15 protein-coding genes and 1 pseudogene are annotated in these 15,584 nt (G+C 36.2%); 5 read left to right on the top strand and 11 right to left on the bottom strand.

All coding sequences use genetic code 11. From position 1 onward, the window contains the following. Position 1: 1 nt before the first annotated feature. From SH601_RS06720 to qoxA, 6 genes are all read right to left on the bottom strand, one after another. Positions 2-1,138: a trans-sulfuration enzyme family protein gene (locus SH601_RS06720; protein WP_319957501.1), complete on the bottom strand. Its 1,137-nt coding sequence runs from the start codon at positions 1,136-1,138 to the stop codon at positions 2-4. 103 nt (positions 1,139-1,241) lie between these two features. Then, positions 1,242-2,084, bottom strand: coding sequence for a DegV family protein (locus tag SH601_RS06715; protein ID WP_319957500.1), 843 nt, complete (start codon positions 2,082-2,084; stop codon positions 1,242-1,244). Between the two features lie 132 nt (positions 2,085-2,216). After that, entirely contained in the window at positions 2,217-2,525 is a 309-nt protein-coding gene (qoxD, locus tag SH601_RS06710) for a cytochrome aa3 quinol oxidase subunit IV (RefSeq protein ID WP_319957499.1), read from the bottom strand. Further along, positions 2,526-3,122 (bottom strand): cytochrome aa3 quinol oxidase subunit III, encoded by a 597-nt coding sequence (gene qoxC, locus SH601_RS06705; RefSeq protein WP_319957498.1) that lies wholly within the window; start codon positions 3,120-3,122, stop codon positions 2,526-2,528. It lies immediately after the preceding gene. Further along, entirely contained in the window at positions 3,119-5,065 is a 1,947-nt protein-coding gene (gene qoxB / locus SH601_RS06700) for a cytochrome aa3 quinol oxidase subunit I (protein WP_319957497.1), read from the bottom strand. The genes qoxC and qoxB overlap by 4 nt, the downstream gene beginning before the upstream one ends. 20 nt (positions 5,066-5,085) lie before the next feature. Further along, a complete protein-coding gene (qoxA, locus tag SH601_RS06695) occupies positions 5,086-6,078 on the bottom strand; it encodes a cytochrome aa3 quinol oxidase subunit II (protein WP_413775100.1) in 993 nt (330 codons plus the stop codon). A gap of 222 nt (positions 6,079-6,300) precedes the next feature. Between qoxA and SH601_RS06690 the strand changes: the two genes are divergently transcribed. The 5 genes from SH601_RS06690 to SH601_RS06670 all read left to right on the top strand — a co-directional run bounded on the left by SH601_RS06690 (position 6,301) and on the right by SH601_RS06670 (position 10,976). After that, a complete protein-coding gene (locus tag SH601_RS06690) occupies positions 6,301-6,999 on the top strand; it encodes a response regulator transcription factor (RefSeq protein ID WP_319957496.1) in 699 nt (232 codons plus the stop codon). Then, positions 6,986-8,386, top strand: coding sequence for a sensor histidine kinase (locus SH601_RS06685; protein WP_319957495.1), 1,401 nt, complete (start codon positions 6,986-6,988; stop codon positions 8,384-8,386). The genes SH601_RS06690 and SH601_RS06685 overlap by 14 nt, the downstream gene beginning before the upstream one ends. A 230-nt stretch (positions 8,387-8,616) precedes the next feature. Further along, positions 8,617-9,618 (top strand): TIGR00341 family protein, encoded by a 1,002-nt coding sequence (locus SH601_RS06680; protein WP_319957494.1) that lies wholly within the window; start codon positions 8,617-8,619, stop codon positions 9,616-9,618. Between the two features lie 85 nt (positions 9,619-9,703). Beyond that, positions 9,704-10,606 (top strand): cation diffusion facilitator family transporter, encoded by a 903-nt coding sequence (locus SH601_RS06675; protein ID WP_319957493.1) that lies wholly within the window; start codon positions 9,704-9,706, stop codon positions 10,604-10,606. 64 nt (positions 10,607-10,670) lie between these two features. After that, the gene (locus SH601_RS06670; RefSeq protein WP_319957706.1) at positions 10,671-10,976 is read left to right on the top strand and encodes an ArsR/SmtB family transcription factor; all 306 of its coding nucleotides are present in this window, start codon (positions 10,671-10,673) and stop codon (positions 10,974-10,976) included. An 84-nt stretch (positions 10,977-11,060) separates the two neighbouring features. On the opposite strand, the gene SH601_RS06665 is transcribed toward SH601_RS06670, so the two are convergent. The 5 genes and pseudogenes from SH601_RS06665 to SH601_RS06650 all read right to left on the bottom strand — a co-directional run bounded on the left by SH601_RS06665 (position 11,061) and on the right by SH601_RS06650 (position 15,347). Further along, positions 11,061-11,531: a hypothetical protein gene (locus tag SH601_RS06665; RefSeq protein ID WP_319957492.1), complete on the bottom strand. Its 471-nt coding sequence runs from the start codon at positions 11,529-11,531 to the stop codon at positions 11,061-11,063. A gap of 529 nt (positions 11,532-12,060) precedes the next feature. Beyond that, the gene (locus SH601_RS06660) at positions 12,061-13,476 is read right to left on the bottom strand and encodes a SpoVR family protein (protein ID WP_319957491.1); all 1,416 of its coding nucleotides are present in this window, start codon (positions 13,474-13,476) and stop codon (positions 12,061-12,063) included. A 70-nt stretch (positions 13,477-13,546) separates the two neighbouring features. After that, positions 13,547-14,044 carry a methyl-accepting chemotaxis protein gene (locus SH601_RS17620; RefSeq protein WP_413775105.1) on the bottom strand — a complete coding sequence of 166 codons (498 nt, stop codon included), beginning with the start codon at positions 14,042-14,044 and terminating at the stop codon, positions 13,547-13,549. 267 nt (positions 14,045-14,311) lie between these two features. Next, positions 14,312-14,767 (bottom strand): annotated as a pseudogene (locus SH601_RS17615) (protoglobin domain-containing protein); the annotation flags it as partial. 208 nt (positions 14,768-14,975) lie between these two features. Further along, the gene (locus SH601_RS06650; RefSeq protein ID WP_319957489.1) at positions 14,976-15,347 is read right to left on the bottom strand and encodes a rhodanese-like domain-containing protein; all 372 of its coding nucleotides are present in this window, start codon (positions 15,345-15,347) and stop codon (positions 14,976-14,978) included. Positions 15,348-15,584 lie beyond the last annotated feature (237 nt).

Below are 15,584 nucleotides of genomic sequence, written 5' to 3'. Positions count from 1 at the left end.
CTCATTTTTTCGCTTGATCTAATGCTTTTGTCATCGTTGATACGATATCTTCTGCATCTTCAATTCCGACTGAAATTCTGATTAATCCCTTCGTTATGCCTAATTCTTGTAATGACTCTTCTGGCAAACTACGATGTGATGTTGCGATTGGGTATGATACACTTGTTTCTACTCCTGCCAATGTGGCAACAATTTTTATCCAATCTAATGAATCCAAGAATGTTGCGATATCTGCCTTATTGGTAATATCAATCGAAACAATGGCTCCATTTCCTTGTTCAGAGACGAATTCGGGATAATATACTTTGTCAACAGCAGGATGATTAGCTAATGCTTCTGCTAATTTCGCTGCATTCTTCACATGACGTTCCATACGAACACTTAATGTTTTGATCCCTCTCACCGTCAACCAGGCTTCAAATGGACTCAAATTCGCGCCTAAGTTAACTGTTTTCGCTTTTGCTTTCGCGATTAGATCCTCATCACCAACTAATACACCAGCAGTAATATCACTATGTCCACCGAAGTATTTTGTTGCACTATGAACAACGAGATCAATACCTAATGTGTATGGCTGCACAAGGTATGGTGTTGCGAAAGTATTATCAATCATCGTTTTGAGATGATGTTGTTTAGCGATAGCGACTACTTTTTCTAGATCTTCTACACGTAATAAAGGATTTGTAATCGATTCTGTATAAAGAAGTACGGTGTTTTCTTTAATAGCAGACGTAACATCCTCCTCAAATGAAACAAAACTTACTTCGATACCTAAGTCTGTAAGCTCATTAGCTAACAATGCATATGTACCACCATATAAATCTTTCGATGCAACAATATGGTCACCTGCTTTTGCTACAGCAAGAATACCAACCATGATGGCAGATAAACCAGAAGAAGTAGCAATACCAACTGGCGCTGCTTCTAAATGGGCAACAGCCTGTCCCAGCTCATCTGTATTAGGATTCCCTACCCTTGTATATAAATAATCACGGTCACCTGTATAGAAATTTTCAATATCTTCTAAGTTTTTAAATGTAAAAGCAGACGTTTGATGAATTGGTGTCACCTTCGTTGGTACACCTGATTTTTTTTCCATTGTTACATGTACAGATTTTGTATCAAAATTATGTCCCATTCCTTCTCGCCCTCTCTATTTAAACATTCAGAAATCTATTACTATCACTTTAACGTAAAAATCAAGTTTTTCCAATGAGAAAAACTTGATCATTTTATTTTTTCTATTCTCGTAACCATGCTAAGCACATTGTTCCATGACCAGTGTGAACCCCAGCTACTGGGACAAGTGTTTGAATGTTCACTTTTAACTCTTCGTGAAGCTTCTCAATTTCATCTTTCCATTTATGCGCTTGATCCATCACACCTGCATGTAAAATACAAATCTCTTTCAGATGGTATTTCTCCATTGCATCGTCTAAAAGCTGAAACATTTTTCGCTTCGCACGTTTTTTTATTCTCACTTTATCTTTCACTACCACTTTTCCATTATCAAAGCCAAGTATGAGATGAATATTTAAAAGGGTAGCGAACAATGATTGTGTTGTACTAACTCTACCACTTTTTCTCATTTGTTCAAAGCTTTGTGGCATCAAATACATTTGTGCCAATTCTGGATAGCTTCTTAATTTTCCGACTATTTCCTCTACACTTTTGCCTTCTTGTTCCATTCGAATACCATTCTTCATCATTTGGCCTAACGCAAAGTCACCAATTTTAGAATCAATTACTTCTACATCGAAACCGACCATCTCTGCAGCAGAAAGCGAACTTTGATATGTTCCTGTTAACTGACTAGAAGCGTGAATCGCAATACCGACATCATACTCTTCTTTTAAACGTTCATATAAAGTAACAAAATCACCATATGCCGGCTGGCTAGTTTTCGCGTCATCATTATGAGCTTGTAACAATTCATAAAACTCATCCTTTGTTAAATCTACGTCTTCTCGATATGATTTTCCACCTACAACAACGTTTAATGGAAGAATAAAAATATCATGTTGTTCTGCAAATTCTTTATCTAGACCACATGAGCTGTCGGTAATCCATGCAATTTTCTTCATCTTACTGCCCCATTTCTTACACACGAAAGTGCGATACTCTATCTTATTTTACTTGATATAAGGTAACAAGTAAATGTGTAAAAAAGGGACTGCCTGAACCAATACGGAACGGCAGCCCCTTTTATTTGTTTATTAATGCATATGACTAGCGTGTCCTGATGTTAGTACCCAAATAGTACCAAAGACAATAATTAATGCAAGGATGATGGCATTCACCATATTCACTACATTAATAATACCTTCTTTCCCTTCTGTCACGTGCATAAACATAAACAATTGAATAATGGCTTGGAAAATGGCCATTATACCAATTATCCATAAAATAACATGACCAGAGAAATCAGTCTGAAATGCTACAAAAACAGCTAGTAATGTTAGTGCAATTGACAAAATAAATCCAACTAACAGATTCCAAGGAAATCCATGAGATTTTGCACTCATTTACATCACCATTCCTTTCAAGTAAACGAATGTGAAAATAAAGATCCACACTACGTCTAAGAAGTGCCAGTAAAGGCTTGCGATAAATAATTTACTAGAAGTTTGCACGGTAATACCACGACGTGCAACTTGAACTAGTAATAATGCAATCCAAATGATCCCGAATGTTACGTGGGCTCCGTGCGTACCTAACAATGTAAATAAGGCAGAAGCGAAGCCACTTGTTTGCATTGTTACACCTTCGTGAACATAATGGAAGAATTCATTAATTTCATACGCTAAGAATGAAGCACCTAAGACTAATGTGATAATCTTCCATATTAATACACCTTTTAGGTCGTTATTACGCAATGCATGAATTGCTAATCCACTTGTGAAACTACTTGTTAACAAGAGGAACGTTTCAATCAAGACATCTTTTAAAACAAAGACGTCTTGACCAGTAGGTCCACCAGCAGTGTTATGCTCTAATATGAAATAAGAAGCAAACAATGTGGAGAAAAGGACAATTTCAGCACCTAGAAAGGTCCAAAAACCTAAGATGTTCATTCGAGTTTGTTGTGACTGATATTCTAATGGCGTTGATTGTGATGTCATTGTAAATCACCTCTCCACTCTCTTTCTTCTTCCTCTAATTCTTCTACTGATACGTGATAACCATCATCATAGTCGAATGAGTTAGCAATTAATCCAATAACAATTAAAATCCCAGAAATAATTGCTAATGTGAACCATTCAAAGACTAGGAAGAATCCTACTATACCAAACGCAGCAGCTAAGAAGATTGGTGTCCAAGAATTGCTTGGCATATGAACAGGTTTCAAGTCTTTTTTCTTCAAGCCTGTATCGCCTTTTTTCTTCTTATACCAGAAATCGTCTAACTTCTCTACTTTTGGTACAACTGCAAAATTATAATGTGGTGCAGGTGAAGCAGTTGACCATTCTAGTGTACGACCGTTCCATGGATCGTTTCCTACATCTCTTGATGCGTAACGGAAACTCCAGTAAATGTTGTAACACAATGCTGCAAAACCAGCTGCCATTATAACAGATCCAACTGCTGAGAAACCTAACCATGGGCCCCATCCAGTGCTTTCCGCATATGTGTACATACGACGTGACATACCATCTAATCCAACGAAGAACATTGGCATAAATGTCAAGTTAAATCCGATTACGAACAACCAGAAATGCCATTTACCAATTTTTTCATTAAGTTTGAAGCCAAACATTTTTGGCCACCAGTAATATAGACCTGCAAATACCGCAAATACAACACCTGGAATTAACACATAGTGGAAGTGTGCTACAAGGAACATTGTATTATGATATTGATAATCTGCTGCTGCCATCGCAAGCATTACACCTGTTACCCCACCAATGGTGAAACATGGAATAAATGCTAACGACCAAAGCATCGCATTCGAAAATTCGATTCGACCTTTCCGCATCGTAAACAACCAGTTAAATATCTTCACACCGGTCGGTATGGCGATCATCATCGTTGTTAAGGAGAAGATCGAGTTAACTGCTGCACTATTACCCATTGTATAGAAGTGGTGTACCCACACAAGCATACTTAAGAAGGCAATACCTGCAACCGCATATACCATTGATTTATATCCGTACAAATTCTTTCTTGCAAATGTTGCAATAACTTCTGAGAACATACCAAATGCTGGTAATACAACAATATATACCTCTGGGTGTCCCCAAAGCCAGAACAAGTTCAGCCATAGCATCGGATCCCCGCCAGCTGCCACGGTAAAGAAGTGGGCTCCGAATAATCGATCAAGTGTCATTAAAAGTAGTGCAATTGTAAGAATTGGGAATGCAGCTACAATAATGATAGATGTAATAAATGTTGTCCAAACAAAGATTGGTAACTTCATCCAAGACATACCTGGTGCACGCATCTTAATAATCGTAACAATAAAGTTAACACCAGTTGCTAAAGTACCAATTCCGGCGATTTGCAGAGCAATCGCGTAATAGTTATTTCCGACACCAGGTGTAAATTCTTTACCTGCTAATGGGAAATAAGATGTCCAACCTGCATCAGGTGAACCACCAATCACAAATGAAATATTGAATAACATTGCCCCTGCAAAGAATACCCAGAAACTGAATGCATTCAATTTAGGGAATGCAACATCACGCGCACCAATTTGTAATGGAATAACGACGTTCATAATACCAATTAACATCGGCATCGCCATGAATAGAATCATGATTACACCGTGTGTAGTAAATACTTCATCGTAGTGCTGTGCATCTAAAATATCTAAGCCTGGTCTAGAGGTTTGTGCTTTCATTAAAAGACCATCTACCCCACCTCTGAAGAACATGAGTACCCCGGCTAGAATATACATAATACCGATTTTTTTATGATCAACAGTTGTAAACCATTCGTTCCACAACCATTTCCATTTCTTCAAATACGTAACTAATACAATTACACCAACCATTGTTAGGCCGATTGCAATTTGTGATCCTAATATTAATGGATCCCCAGTGACAAAAAATTCATCAAATGACATGTCGTTCACCACCTCTATAATTAATGATGTGAGTGATCTGTTTCTTCAGAATCACTGTTTTGTTCTTGTTCGTCTTGATCTAAAGGATCAACTTCTCTGTTCTCGTCAATATCCTGGTTGAGATCTGTATGTTCTCCATGATGGATACGATATTTCTCTGGATCAATGTATTGCTCCGATCCACCATGTGCATGATCAATCCAATCTAAGTGCGTACCATTGAATGTCATACGTCCTACTAAACCTGGCTCTAAGATTTGACTGTAAGTATCTTCTGTTAAATCATTTGCTGTGTTTTTAACATCATTTACCCACTTATTGAAATCTTCTTTTGTTTTCGCTTCGACTTCAAATTCCATATGTGCGTAACCTTGACCATTGAAGTTTGTGTTTCTTCCGTAGAAAGAACCTGGTTTATCCGCAAGTAAATGAAGATTCGTTTGCATATTGGCCATTGTATATTTCTGACCAGCTAACTCAGGTACCCAAAATGACTGCATTGTTCCTGCAGATGTCATTTTTAATTCAACTGGATGATCTGCTGGAATATTTACATAGTTAACTGTTTCAATATCTTGATCAGGATAACTAAAAATCCATTTCCAGTCTGCTGATGTAACATTTATAACTAAAGGCTCGTCTTCTTCATAGCCTTGTGGAACATCATCAACCTGATAAATGGTCATCGTTGTTGGAATCATTAACGCTATAACAATAATGATCGGAATTACAAACCACGTAATCTCTAGATAATGATTTCCTTTTTCCTCTTTCGGCTCAAAGTCTCCATCGTTTTTTCGAGCTCTGTATTTCCACACAATGTAGCCAAATAGTACAAAAACAACTACTACAACGACTAACATTAAAATGATGGAATATACGATTAAATCTGTTAAACTTCTTGCAATAGGCCCTTTTGGATCAAATACAAGTAGTTTAGAATCACAGCCTGCAAGTAAAACAGGAATCAACAATAAAGTTAGAACATATGAGAGCTTCTTCATTGCATTCATGGTGTTACTCCTTTCGCTAAAAGCATTTCTATACTGTACATACCCATTTAATAAATGAGTAATCCACATTTCTTCTCCATTGTGGCAAACAAATGTGATGAAAGTATGATGAAGCGTGAAATGTCATAATTTGTTCATACTTAACACCATCTATTTTACTATTGCTGTTTTTTTATATACTATTTGTGTAGAGGACTAAAATGAAATTTGAGAGGGATAACAATGAAGACGTTATTAATTGTCGATGACGAGCAACAAATGAGAATGATGTTAAGTTTATATTTACGAAACGACTTTCATCTACTTGAAGCAAAAAATGGAACAGAGGCTGTTCAACTATTTAAACAACATGATATTGACCTTGTTTTGTTAGATATCATGATGCCTGATGTAGATGGTTTAGATACATGCAAAAGGATGAAACAGATAAATCCTGATATACCAGTAATCTTATTAACTGCATTAAATGAAACCTCTCAAAAAGTAAGGGGATTAACAATTGGAGCAGATGACTATATTGTAAAACCCTTTGAACCGGAGGAGCTTATTGCACGAATTCATGTACAAATGCGACACTTCAAAAAAGAGAAGGACCAACAAAGAGTAATAGAAATGAAAGAGCTGTATATTAACCCTATTTCTCACACTGCCTTTGTAAATAACCAAGAAGTCAAATACAGTCCAAAAGAATTTGATTTACTTTACTTAATGGCCTCACACCCTAACAGAGTGTATACGAGAGAGCAGTTATTAGATTTAGTTTGGGGGATGGAAGACATTGTTGACATCCGAACCGTTGACTCCCATGTTCGTTATGTTAGAGATAAATTAAAGAAGGCTGGGATGTCCTATCAACCGTTAGAAACGGTTTGGGGAGTAGGTTATAAATTTAACCAGGGGGATCAGAATGAAACTCAATAGTGTTGTGTTTAAATTAGGGGCAACGATTTTATTTTTACAATTAATTATTTTAATACCACTAGGATATATTATTTTACAATTCATCCTTAATTACTCGATGAACCAGACGGAACAGCAACTTGTTCAACTATCGGAAAAATATGCAACACAAGTGGAACAAATTGATGCTCCAGACAATCTTCAATTACTAGAACATTTAGCAGAAATGACAGATACAAGTGCTGTTATTCTTGATCCAACGGGAGAAAAAATCTTACAAACGAATTGGCATGAGGACATATCTGAAGAAGTATTAGCTAATCCAGAGATTCAGCAATTAAAGGATGGAGAAACGATTGTCCAAGAATACTCCATGAGTAGTAAAACGTATCTTAAAGTTGCCCAACCAATTATCCATAATGGAGCAAGCATCGGTAGTGTTGTGTTATTTTCATCTTTTGGACTGATTAGTGATTCTATTCATAACATTATTGTATTAGTTATTTTAGCAAGCCTTGGCGCAGTAGCGTTAGCTATTGGATTTACTTTCTTTATTTCAAAGAAACTAGGTGGCCCTTTAGTTGCTATGGAAAAGGTCGCCAAACAAATTGCGGAGAAAAAGAACTTCTCTTTACGGGTTGATTATCAAGCAAATGATGAAATAGGTTCCCTAGCCCAAGCTATCAATCATTTATCAGAAACATTGGAAAGGTATCAGACAAACCGAAATGAATTCTTTTCCAATATTACACATGAATTGAAAACACCACTAACATATGTGAAAGGATATGCTAATGCTGTTCGACATGAAATGTATCAAAGTAAAGAAGAACGGGATGAATTTCTCGAAATTATTGAAAATGAATCCGATCATATTAGTAGTTTGTTAGACGATCTGACAGACTTGTCGAAAGTCGAAGAAGGAAAAATTGATTTAAATAAAGAAGATATAAATGTGAATAAACTAGCAGAAGAAATGCTGAAACGCTCGCAGTTTAGAGCTTCTGAAAAAGGCTTGAATTTGAAATTAGATGCACCAAAACAACCGGTCTATTTATACGCGGATAAAAGTCGCCTCGATCAAGTACTGACCAATATAGTAGAGAATGCTGTCCGTTATACAGAAAAAGGCCATATTAACTTACGAGTGAAAGAAAAGGCTAAGCATGTACAAATCATTGTTCAGGATACTGGTATTGGAATCAAACAAGAAGATATCCCTTATTTATTTGAACGCTTTTATCGTGTAGATAAATCTCGTTCTCGTGCTAATGGTGGTACTGGCTTAGGTTTAGCTATTGTCAAACATCTAGTTGGTATGCATGATGGGACGATAGATGTGGACAGCGAATTAAATAAAGGAACAACAATCACCTTGTCATTTCCGAAAGAAAAACATACATCCTAATGCAAGAAATCATCGAATTTGGAGACCCTATTTACCACGGTGTAAACATCCGTAAAACCCCATCTCAAGGTTCGAGTTAAACAAAGAAGCGATGGAAGATGGGGATAAACGGACGCTAACGCCCTGATAAGTTTCGCTAACAATCAGCGGGAGTAAAAAACACCCTCTGATTGAAGTCTCACTTTACAATAGGGTCTCTTTTTTTCACCCTTTAGGAAAGGACGATCATGATGGAACTACAATTAATTGAAGTGTACATTCCTACTGACCGCTTCGAACGCTTTCAACAACAAATCGAAGAATATCAAACAATCGAAAAGTGGTACTCCAATGTATCCGAGGAACAACAATTAGCAAAGTTATTAATTGAAAAGAAACACGCAGAAGATATTTTGAACTTTTTAGAAATCAATGACCACGGACAACAACAGATTCACGCATTACTCTATAACATTTCTACTTATATCCCTAAAGTTGAAATAGAAGAAGAAAAAGAACAAGAAGATGAAAAGGAGAAACAAAAAGAATTAACACGTGCTAGTCGCCATGAGTTATATCAAGTCGTGCAATCTTCTAGCACCTCTACTCCTAATTATTTTTGGATGTTAGTCCTGTCGTCGCTTGTCGCAACTGCCGGTATTGTGAAGGATAGTGCAGCTATCGTAATTGGAGCAATGGTTATCGCACCATTAATTGGACCTTTTACCGCACTAGCCTTCGCTGCTACATTAGGCGATTATCAATTAATGAAAAAGTCTATTCTTAAAAGCCTATACGGGCTAACCATTCCAATTAGTATAGCTGTTTTATTCGGACTTATTTTCCAACTTCCTTTTAATAGTAATGAATTTCTTGCTCGAACAAATATTGAACTAATGGATATCGTTGTCGCTCTTGCCGCTGGTACTGCTGGGGCTTTATCTTTTGCCAAACGTGTATCAGAAGCACTTGTTGGTGTGATGGTATCTGTTGCTTTATTGCCTCCAGCTGTTGTACTTGGCATGATGATAGGAGCAGCTCAATTTCAAGCTGCGCTAACACCTTTTATTTTATTAATGGTCAATATTAGCGCGATTCTTTTTTCTGCTATTATTGTTTTTTGGACGAGTGGTATACAACCTGTTAATTGGAGTGAAATTCAAGTGGCAAATACCTCTAAAACATATGCACTTCTATTTGTTAGTTGTGTGATCCTCATTCTTGCTATCATGATTATGATGATAACTTTTTAATATTGTCATGTTTCTTGCACGTTTTCTATATTCATTTTATAATATGAATATATGTTCATATATTATTTTGAAAGGGTGGTATTGCATGGGACATCACCATGAACATGATCATCATACAAATAATAAAAAAGCTTTATGGATAAGTTTCTCTCTTATTACTGTTTTTATGATTATAGAAGTTGTCGGAGGAATTTGGACGAATAGCCTTGCATTGTTATCAGATGCAGGACATATGTTAAGCGACTCATTTGCACTTGGATTAAGCTTATTTGCCTTTAAATTAAGTACAAAAGCACCCAGTACTAGCAAAAGTTTCGGATATAAACGTTTTGAAATTCTAGCAGCGTTGATTAATGGTCTAGCACTAATCATTATTTCGATTTATATTTTTTATGAAGCCATTCACCGTTTTGTTGAACCAACTAGCGTAAGTCCGATGATGTTGTGGATTGCTACTACCGGATTAATCGTTAATCTCATCGTTGCTTTCATTTTAATGTATAGTGGGGATACGAAAGAAAACTTAAATATGCGTAGTGCTTTATTACATGTATTTGGTGATTTACTCGGATCTATTGGTGCTATCATTGCTGGTATTCTAATATTATTATTTAATTGGTACGTAGCAGACCCTGTTGCTAGTATGATCGTTTCACTTCTCGTATTAATAAGTGGTATAAGGATTACTCGAGATTCTTTCCATATTTTAATGGAAGGAACACCGAACAATATATCTTACGAAGCAATTGAAAATGATTTAGTACAACTAGATGGTGTAATCACCATCCATGATTTACACGTTTGGACTATTACATCTAATTTTCCAGCATTAAGCTGTCATATTGTTGTAGATAACGAAACCGATCGGGATCAATTGCTAAAACGCGCATCCAACCTCATACATGAACAATTTGCTATTACTCATACAACGATACAAATAGAAGGAATAGACGCACATATGTGTCATGAAGAAGATACGTGTAATTAGCGGGAGCAAATTATCGAGAGCATGAATCTCACGTTTATTTATTATAGGAGGGAACGAAATAATGATGGATGAGACATATCAACCTATAGACGAAGAAACACTATTTCTAGTCTCACAAACATTTAAAGCACTTGCTGATCCGACGAGAATTCGGATTTTACATTTATTATTTAATCGCGAATTATCTGTCAATAACATTGCTGAGCAGCTTCAACTTAATCAGTCAAACGTATCACATCAATTACGCTTTTTGAAAAATTTACGACTCGTTAAATACAGGCGCGATGGCAAGACGATTTATTATTCACAAGATGATGAGCATGTCATGAAAATTTTGCAGCAATCAATTGACCATGCAACACATGCTTAATGATTAAGCAAAAAAACATGTTTTCTCTGATGTGTAAAAGAAAACATGTTTTTTGCTTATTTTCTAATTAAAACAATTGATTTATTAGACACATGTAAAGGATTGAATATTTTCCAAATCGATTCCGTAATATACCCAGTTAAATCCTGTCCAGCGATAGCCTGCTACTGAACGTCTGCCAATGTATGTCGGGTAAAACCAAAAAGAATTAAATCGGCTTAACCAAACATACGTATAGCGATACAAACAACCTCTCAAAGAACCTGGATCAACTGCATATAATTGTGGGCCGCTTAATTGTTGTGACTGTTGAGGAGTATATGCAGGTGGTGGTCCAGTTGGCGGCATTCCAGGCCCTTGCCCCTGTCCTGGCTGTTGTCCTGGTCCTACTCCTGGCGGTCCTACTGGAGGCCCCGAAGGTGGTGGTGCACTTGGTCCTCCCCCAGGAAAACCACGATAATCAATTTCTTCCTCCACGCCAAAACCTTGTTCTGGATACATATTTCCGTATTGGTCATACATATATGGTTGAGATGGGTCAAATGGTCTCATCATTATTAAAACCTCCTATCTCTTACACTATATGTTAGAACAACGCTTAGGTAATTTGTCCAGACAAAAAACATAGACTCTAAAAATATGTGCAAGCTGACTCTTTTCTTGAAAGGTTCTGTCGAAGATTTCATTTTGGTTTTGCTTTGAGTTATGTCCTTGAGACGGGTTATCACGGACATAACTTTCACTTTTCCTTGAGTTATGTCCTTGGGACGGGTTATCACGGACATAACTTTCACTTTTCCTTGAGTTATGTCCATGAGACAGGTTATCACGGACATAACTTTCACTTTTCCTTGAGTTATGTCCATGAGACAGGTTATCACGGACATAACTTTCACTTTTCCTTGAGTTATGTCCATGAGACGAGCTATCACGGACACAACTTTCGCTTTTCCTTGAGTTATGTCCATGAGACGAGCTATCACGGACATAACTTTCGCTTTTCCTTAAGTTATGTCTATGAGGATCTTGCTCAACGACCTTATTTTATTTTTGCTTCGAGTTATGTCCGTGATAAATCTCAAAATTAAGAGATGTTTTTTTTCATTACTTTCTTTCCATCATAGGAAAATAAACATTCCTTTTCTTCTATCACTGTTTCTAGGTGAACGTCTCTTCCCCATAATTGATATAAGTACGGCAATGTTTTTTCTAAATAGCGAACGTCTAATTCGACCTCTTCATAATGATGACGAATGTATAATTCTCCATTGCGTAAATAATCTCCATTATCGACTGTTAAATAAGGAAATCCACCATTTAATCTAGTTGAAATTAATTGTTCGCGAACATCTTCCCAATTTTTATCCACTATTTTATACTCAGGTCCTTGCTTTTGAAAAAGATATAAATCTTCTCGTTCAACAAGTTCTTTCGTTAAATAATTACGCATAAAGGATATATCAGACTCTATTTCACGAACTTCAAATATTTTTTCCCGACCTAAATTAGGCTTTACACCAAATCGCTGCATTTCTTCTGACGGGTTATTATATCTTTCTTCAATATCCTCAAACATTTTCACACCAAGATAGTAAGGGTTTATTTGCGTTGTAGAAGGTTGCACTACACCAGCGTTTAATGAAGCAAATTCTATGGTTTCTTCACTAGTTAAATCCAGCTCTCGCACAATACGCTGATGCCAGTATGTTGCCCAGCCTTCATTCATAATTTTCGTTTCTAACTGTGGCCAAAAGTAAAGCATTTCTTCACGCATCATAGTTAAAATATCTCGCTGCCAATCTTCTAATTCTCTACTGTGCTCCTCAATAAATAACAAAATATCTTTTTCAGGCTGAGGTGGAAAGTTCTTTTTCTTTCGTGAGTCGTTCTCTGTACTCTCTTCTGTTGATTGATCTAATCCCCACAAATCATCGTATTCTGTTCTTTTCGGCTTTATTTCTTCCTCATAATCATGTTTTTGCCAATCAAGCTGTGCTTTTACTAATGTTGGATCAATATGCTCTTGAATAGCAAGAATAGCATCAAGGAATGTTTCCACTTCTTTGATGCCAAATTGTTTCTCATAGTATGCTATTCGTTCAGCGGTTGCCGCCATACTTTCTACCATGTCACGCTTGGTATTTTGAAATCTTACATTATTTTTAAAAAAGTCACAGTGTGCAAGTACATGTGCAACAATCAACTTATTTTGTACCAAACTATTCGAATGTAATAAAAACGCATAACATGGATTCGAATTGATTACTAATTCATAAATTTTACTTAATCCAAGGTCATACTGCAGCTTCATACGATGAAATTGTTTACCAAAACTCCAATGGGAAAATCGTGTTGGCATTCCATACGCACCAAATGTATATAATATTTCAGGTGGACAAATTTCATACCTCATCGGATAAAAATCCAATCCAAAACCTTCAGCAATCTCTGTAATTTCTTGAATAGCTTTCTCTAATTGGTTTTTATCTGTCTTTTTCAAACGAAACACCTCCACTATATTATATGGAGAGGCATACAAAAATAGGACAGCAATGAAGAAGTTTGCTGTCCTATTCTTGATTCGTTAATGTTACTAAATCGTCCATTGCCGTTGAAATTTGACCAAATGATTCATTTACATTATCTAACTGATGGAAGAATGTTTCCACTTCCTTCTCAATCGTTGTATTTTGCGATTTCGCCTGATTCATCTTTTCTACTAACTCTTCAAAGAATTGATAAATCGTCCGCATATTAGACGTTCCTGTACTTACAGATTGTTGAACATCGGTCACATAGTCATTTACTTTCTCTACTTGTTTCTCTGTCATTTCAATGAGTCCTGTTACATTTGTCACGGAATCTTTTGTTTGCTCTGCTAGCTTACGTACCTCATCTGCTACAACAGCAAATCCTTTCCCTTCCTCACCAGCGCGAGCTGCTTCAATCGCTGCATTTAGCGCTAATAAATTGGTTTGCTCAGCTATCTCTGTTACCATACTGACAATTGATTCGATTTGATGAGAGATATCTGCCAAGCTAGCACTTTCCTTTTTGATCCCTTGCATTTTGCTCTCGATATTTTCCATGTCTTGTTCTTGTAATCGAACATCATGACTGCGTTCACGGGATGTTTTTTCGACATTTTCGGATGTGGCTGTTCCTTGTTGTGCTGAATGTAAAATATCCTGTAATTGTACAACAAGCTGTTCCGTCGATGCTTTGGCTTCTTGGAAAACAGCTGCTAATTCTTCTGAAGTAGCATTGATCTGTTGATGTAGTTCATTTTTCTCTGCTTCTTGACGATCATGTACTTGCTGAACTTCTTTTTCATAAGCTTCTAAAACAAGCTGTTGTTCCAAATTTAAAATTTTCGATGTTGCTGAAATGGCTTGCTGAAATACTTCTTTATCTGGTAGCCCTTTATCTAATATTTTCAATAACGAATTGAATAAATCTTGAAAAGCTCCCATATACCATTTAGGCTGTAGTCCAATTTTAAAATGAATATGTGCGATTTTGATCCTTGCTTGATAAAAAGGTGTATCAATCTTACCATTAAACATTTCTTGAATGTGATTCGTTAAAGTTTTCTTCAACCGTTCTCTTGAACTATTCTGATCAATAATTTCAATTAACGTCTCTTCATGATCCAGATTTTCATAGAACTGCTCCACTATTTCTTGAATGTTTTCTTCTACTAATGGCTTAATTTGTTTCAACATAATCAAGTCTTTTTTCGTTAGATCAATCATTTGTAACTGTCTATGATAGATACCACCTTCTTCCACATCCAATATTACATCTAAATTGCTCTCTGCTTCATTGCTAGTGAAATTCTTCTCTCTCTTTTTGAATATCCCTTTCACCAATCATTACCCCTCTCTATCCAATAGTTCTATAGAACCATGTTCATTCTATCACACATCACATACCTCTTACCAAAAAAAATAAACCTTACTAATTTTTTCCGTTCTTTAGTAAGGTTTATATACCATTTTATACCATTTTTTTGATTTTTTGCTTACTTTTACATTCCGTCAGCGTATAACCTATTATCTCGAATCCCTTATGCTTCAAAAAACGAATAGCCAAATTTTTCTCCATATGATTGGATGCAACAATATGAATCGACTTAGATGGGATTTCATGAAAATATCTTTTCAAATACGGAATAGGAATTACGACTGCTTCATTTATTTTATTATTATCTGCTTCTTGATAGTCACGAATATCTACTGTTGTTTGCTCTTTTCTAGCCGATTGGTCCATCTCTACACAAGGTATTCCTTTAACCGGTACATAACGCATATACAACAAGTAACCACATAACCCAGCAAACATCAATAATATTCCCAAAAAGATTAACATGAAATAATATCCTCCACTTTTTATCATAGGTTTGAGGTATATATGCTATGATACATTTCCATATCCTCTAGCACCGGATCACTTTATCACAATGTAGGAATCCATAAAAACCTCTCTTCACGTATCGAATGATAACAAAAATACTATGAGCCCTTGATTGTAAGTCTCACTTTCCTATAAATAATTCACAACTATTATATGATCTTTCTTTTATAAAGTAAGACTTCAATCAGTGGG

The organism is Gracilibacillus pellucidus (assembly GCF_033949965.1).
Classification (GTDB): domain Bacteria; phylum Bacillota; class Bacilli; order Bacillales; family Amphibacillaceae; genus Gracilibacillus; species Gracilibacillus pellucidus.
This window is presented reverse-complemented; position numbering and strand designations above follow the sequence as displayed.

What these genes read in the sequence shown, in the direction of transcription:
- SH601_RS06720 (WP_319957501.1), bottom strand. Translation starts at nt 1,138, where the DNA reads ATGGGACATAATTTTGATACAAAATCTGTACATGTAACAATGGAAAAA.
- SH601_RS06715 (WP_319957500.1), bottom strand. Translation starts at nt 2,084, where the DNA reads ATGAAGAAAATTGCATGGATTACCGACAGCTCATGTGGTCTAGATAAA.
- qoxD (WP_319957499.1), bottom strand. Translation starts at nt 2,525, where the DNA reads ATGAGTGCAAAATCTCATGGATTTCCTTGGAATCTGTTAGTTGGATTT.
- qoxC (WP_319957498.1), bottom strand. Translation starts at nt 3,122, where the DNA reads ATGACATCACAATCAACGCCATTAGAATATCAGTCACAACAAACTCGA.
- qoxB (WP_319957497.1), bottom strand. Translation starts at nt 5,065, where the DNA reads ATGTCATTTGATGAATTTTTTGTCACTGGGGATCCATTAATATTAGGA.
- qoxA (WP_413775100.1), bottom strand. Translation starts at nt 6,078, where the DNA reads ATGAATGCAATGAAGAAGCTCTCATATGTTCTAACTTTATTGTTGATT.
- SH601_RS06690 (WP_319957496.1), top strand. Translation starts at nt 6,301, where the DNA reads ATGAAGACGTTATTAATTGTCGATGACGAGCAACAAATGAGAATGATG.
- SH601_RS06685 (WP_319957495.1), top strand. Translation starts at nt 6,986, where the DNA reads ATGAAACTCAATAGTGTTGTGTTTAAATTAGGGGCAACGATTTTATTT.
- SH601_RS06680 (WP_319957494.1), top strand. Translation starts at nt 8,617, where the DNA reads ATGGAACTACAATTAATTGAAGTGTACATTCCTACTGACCGCTTCGAA.
- SH601_RS06675 (WP_319957493.1), top strand. Translation starts at nt 9,704, where the DNA reads ATGGGACATCACCATGAACATGATCATCATACAAATAATAAAAAAGCT.
- SH601_RS06670 (WP_319957706.1), top strand. Translation starts at nt 10,671, where the DNA reads ATGGATGAGACATATCAACCTATAGACGAAGAAACACTATTTCTAGTC.
- SH601_RS06665 (WP_319957492.1), bottom strand. Translation starts at nt 11,531, where the DNA reads ATGATGAGACCATTTGACCCATCTCAACCATATATGTATGACCAATAC.
- SH601_RS17620 (WP_413775105.1), bottom strand. Translation starts at nt 14,044, where the DNA reads ATGCAAGGGATCAAAAAGGAAAGTGCTAGCTTGGCAGATATCTCTCAT.
- SH601_RS06650 (WP_319957489.1), bottom strand. Translation starts at nt 15,347, where the DNA reads ATGTTAATCTTTTTGGGAATATTATTGATGTTTGCTGGGTTATGTGGT.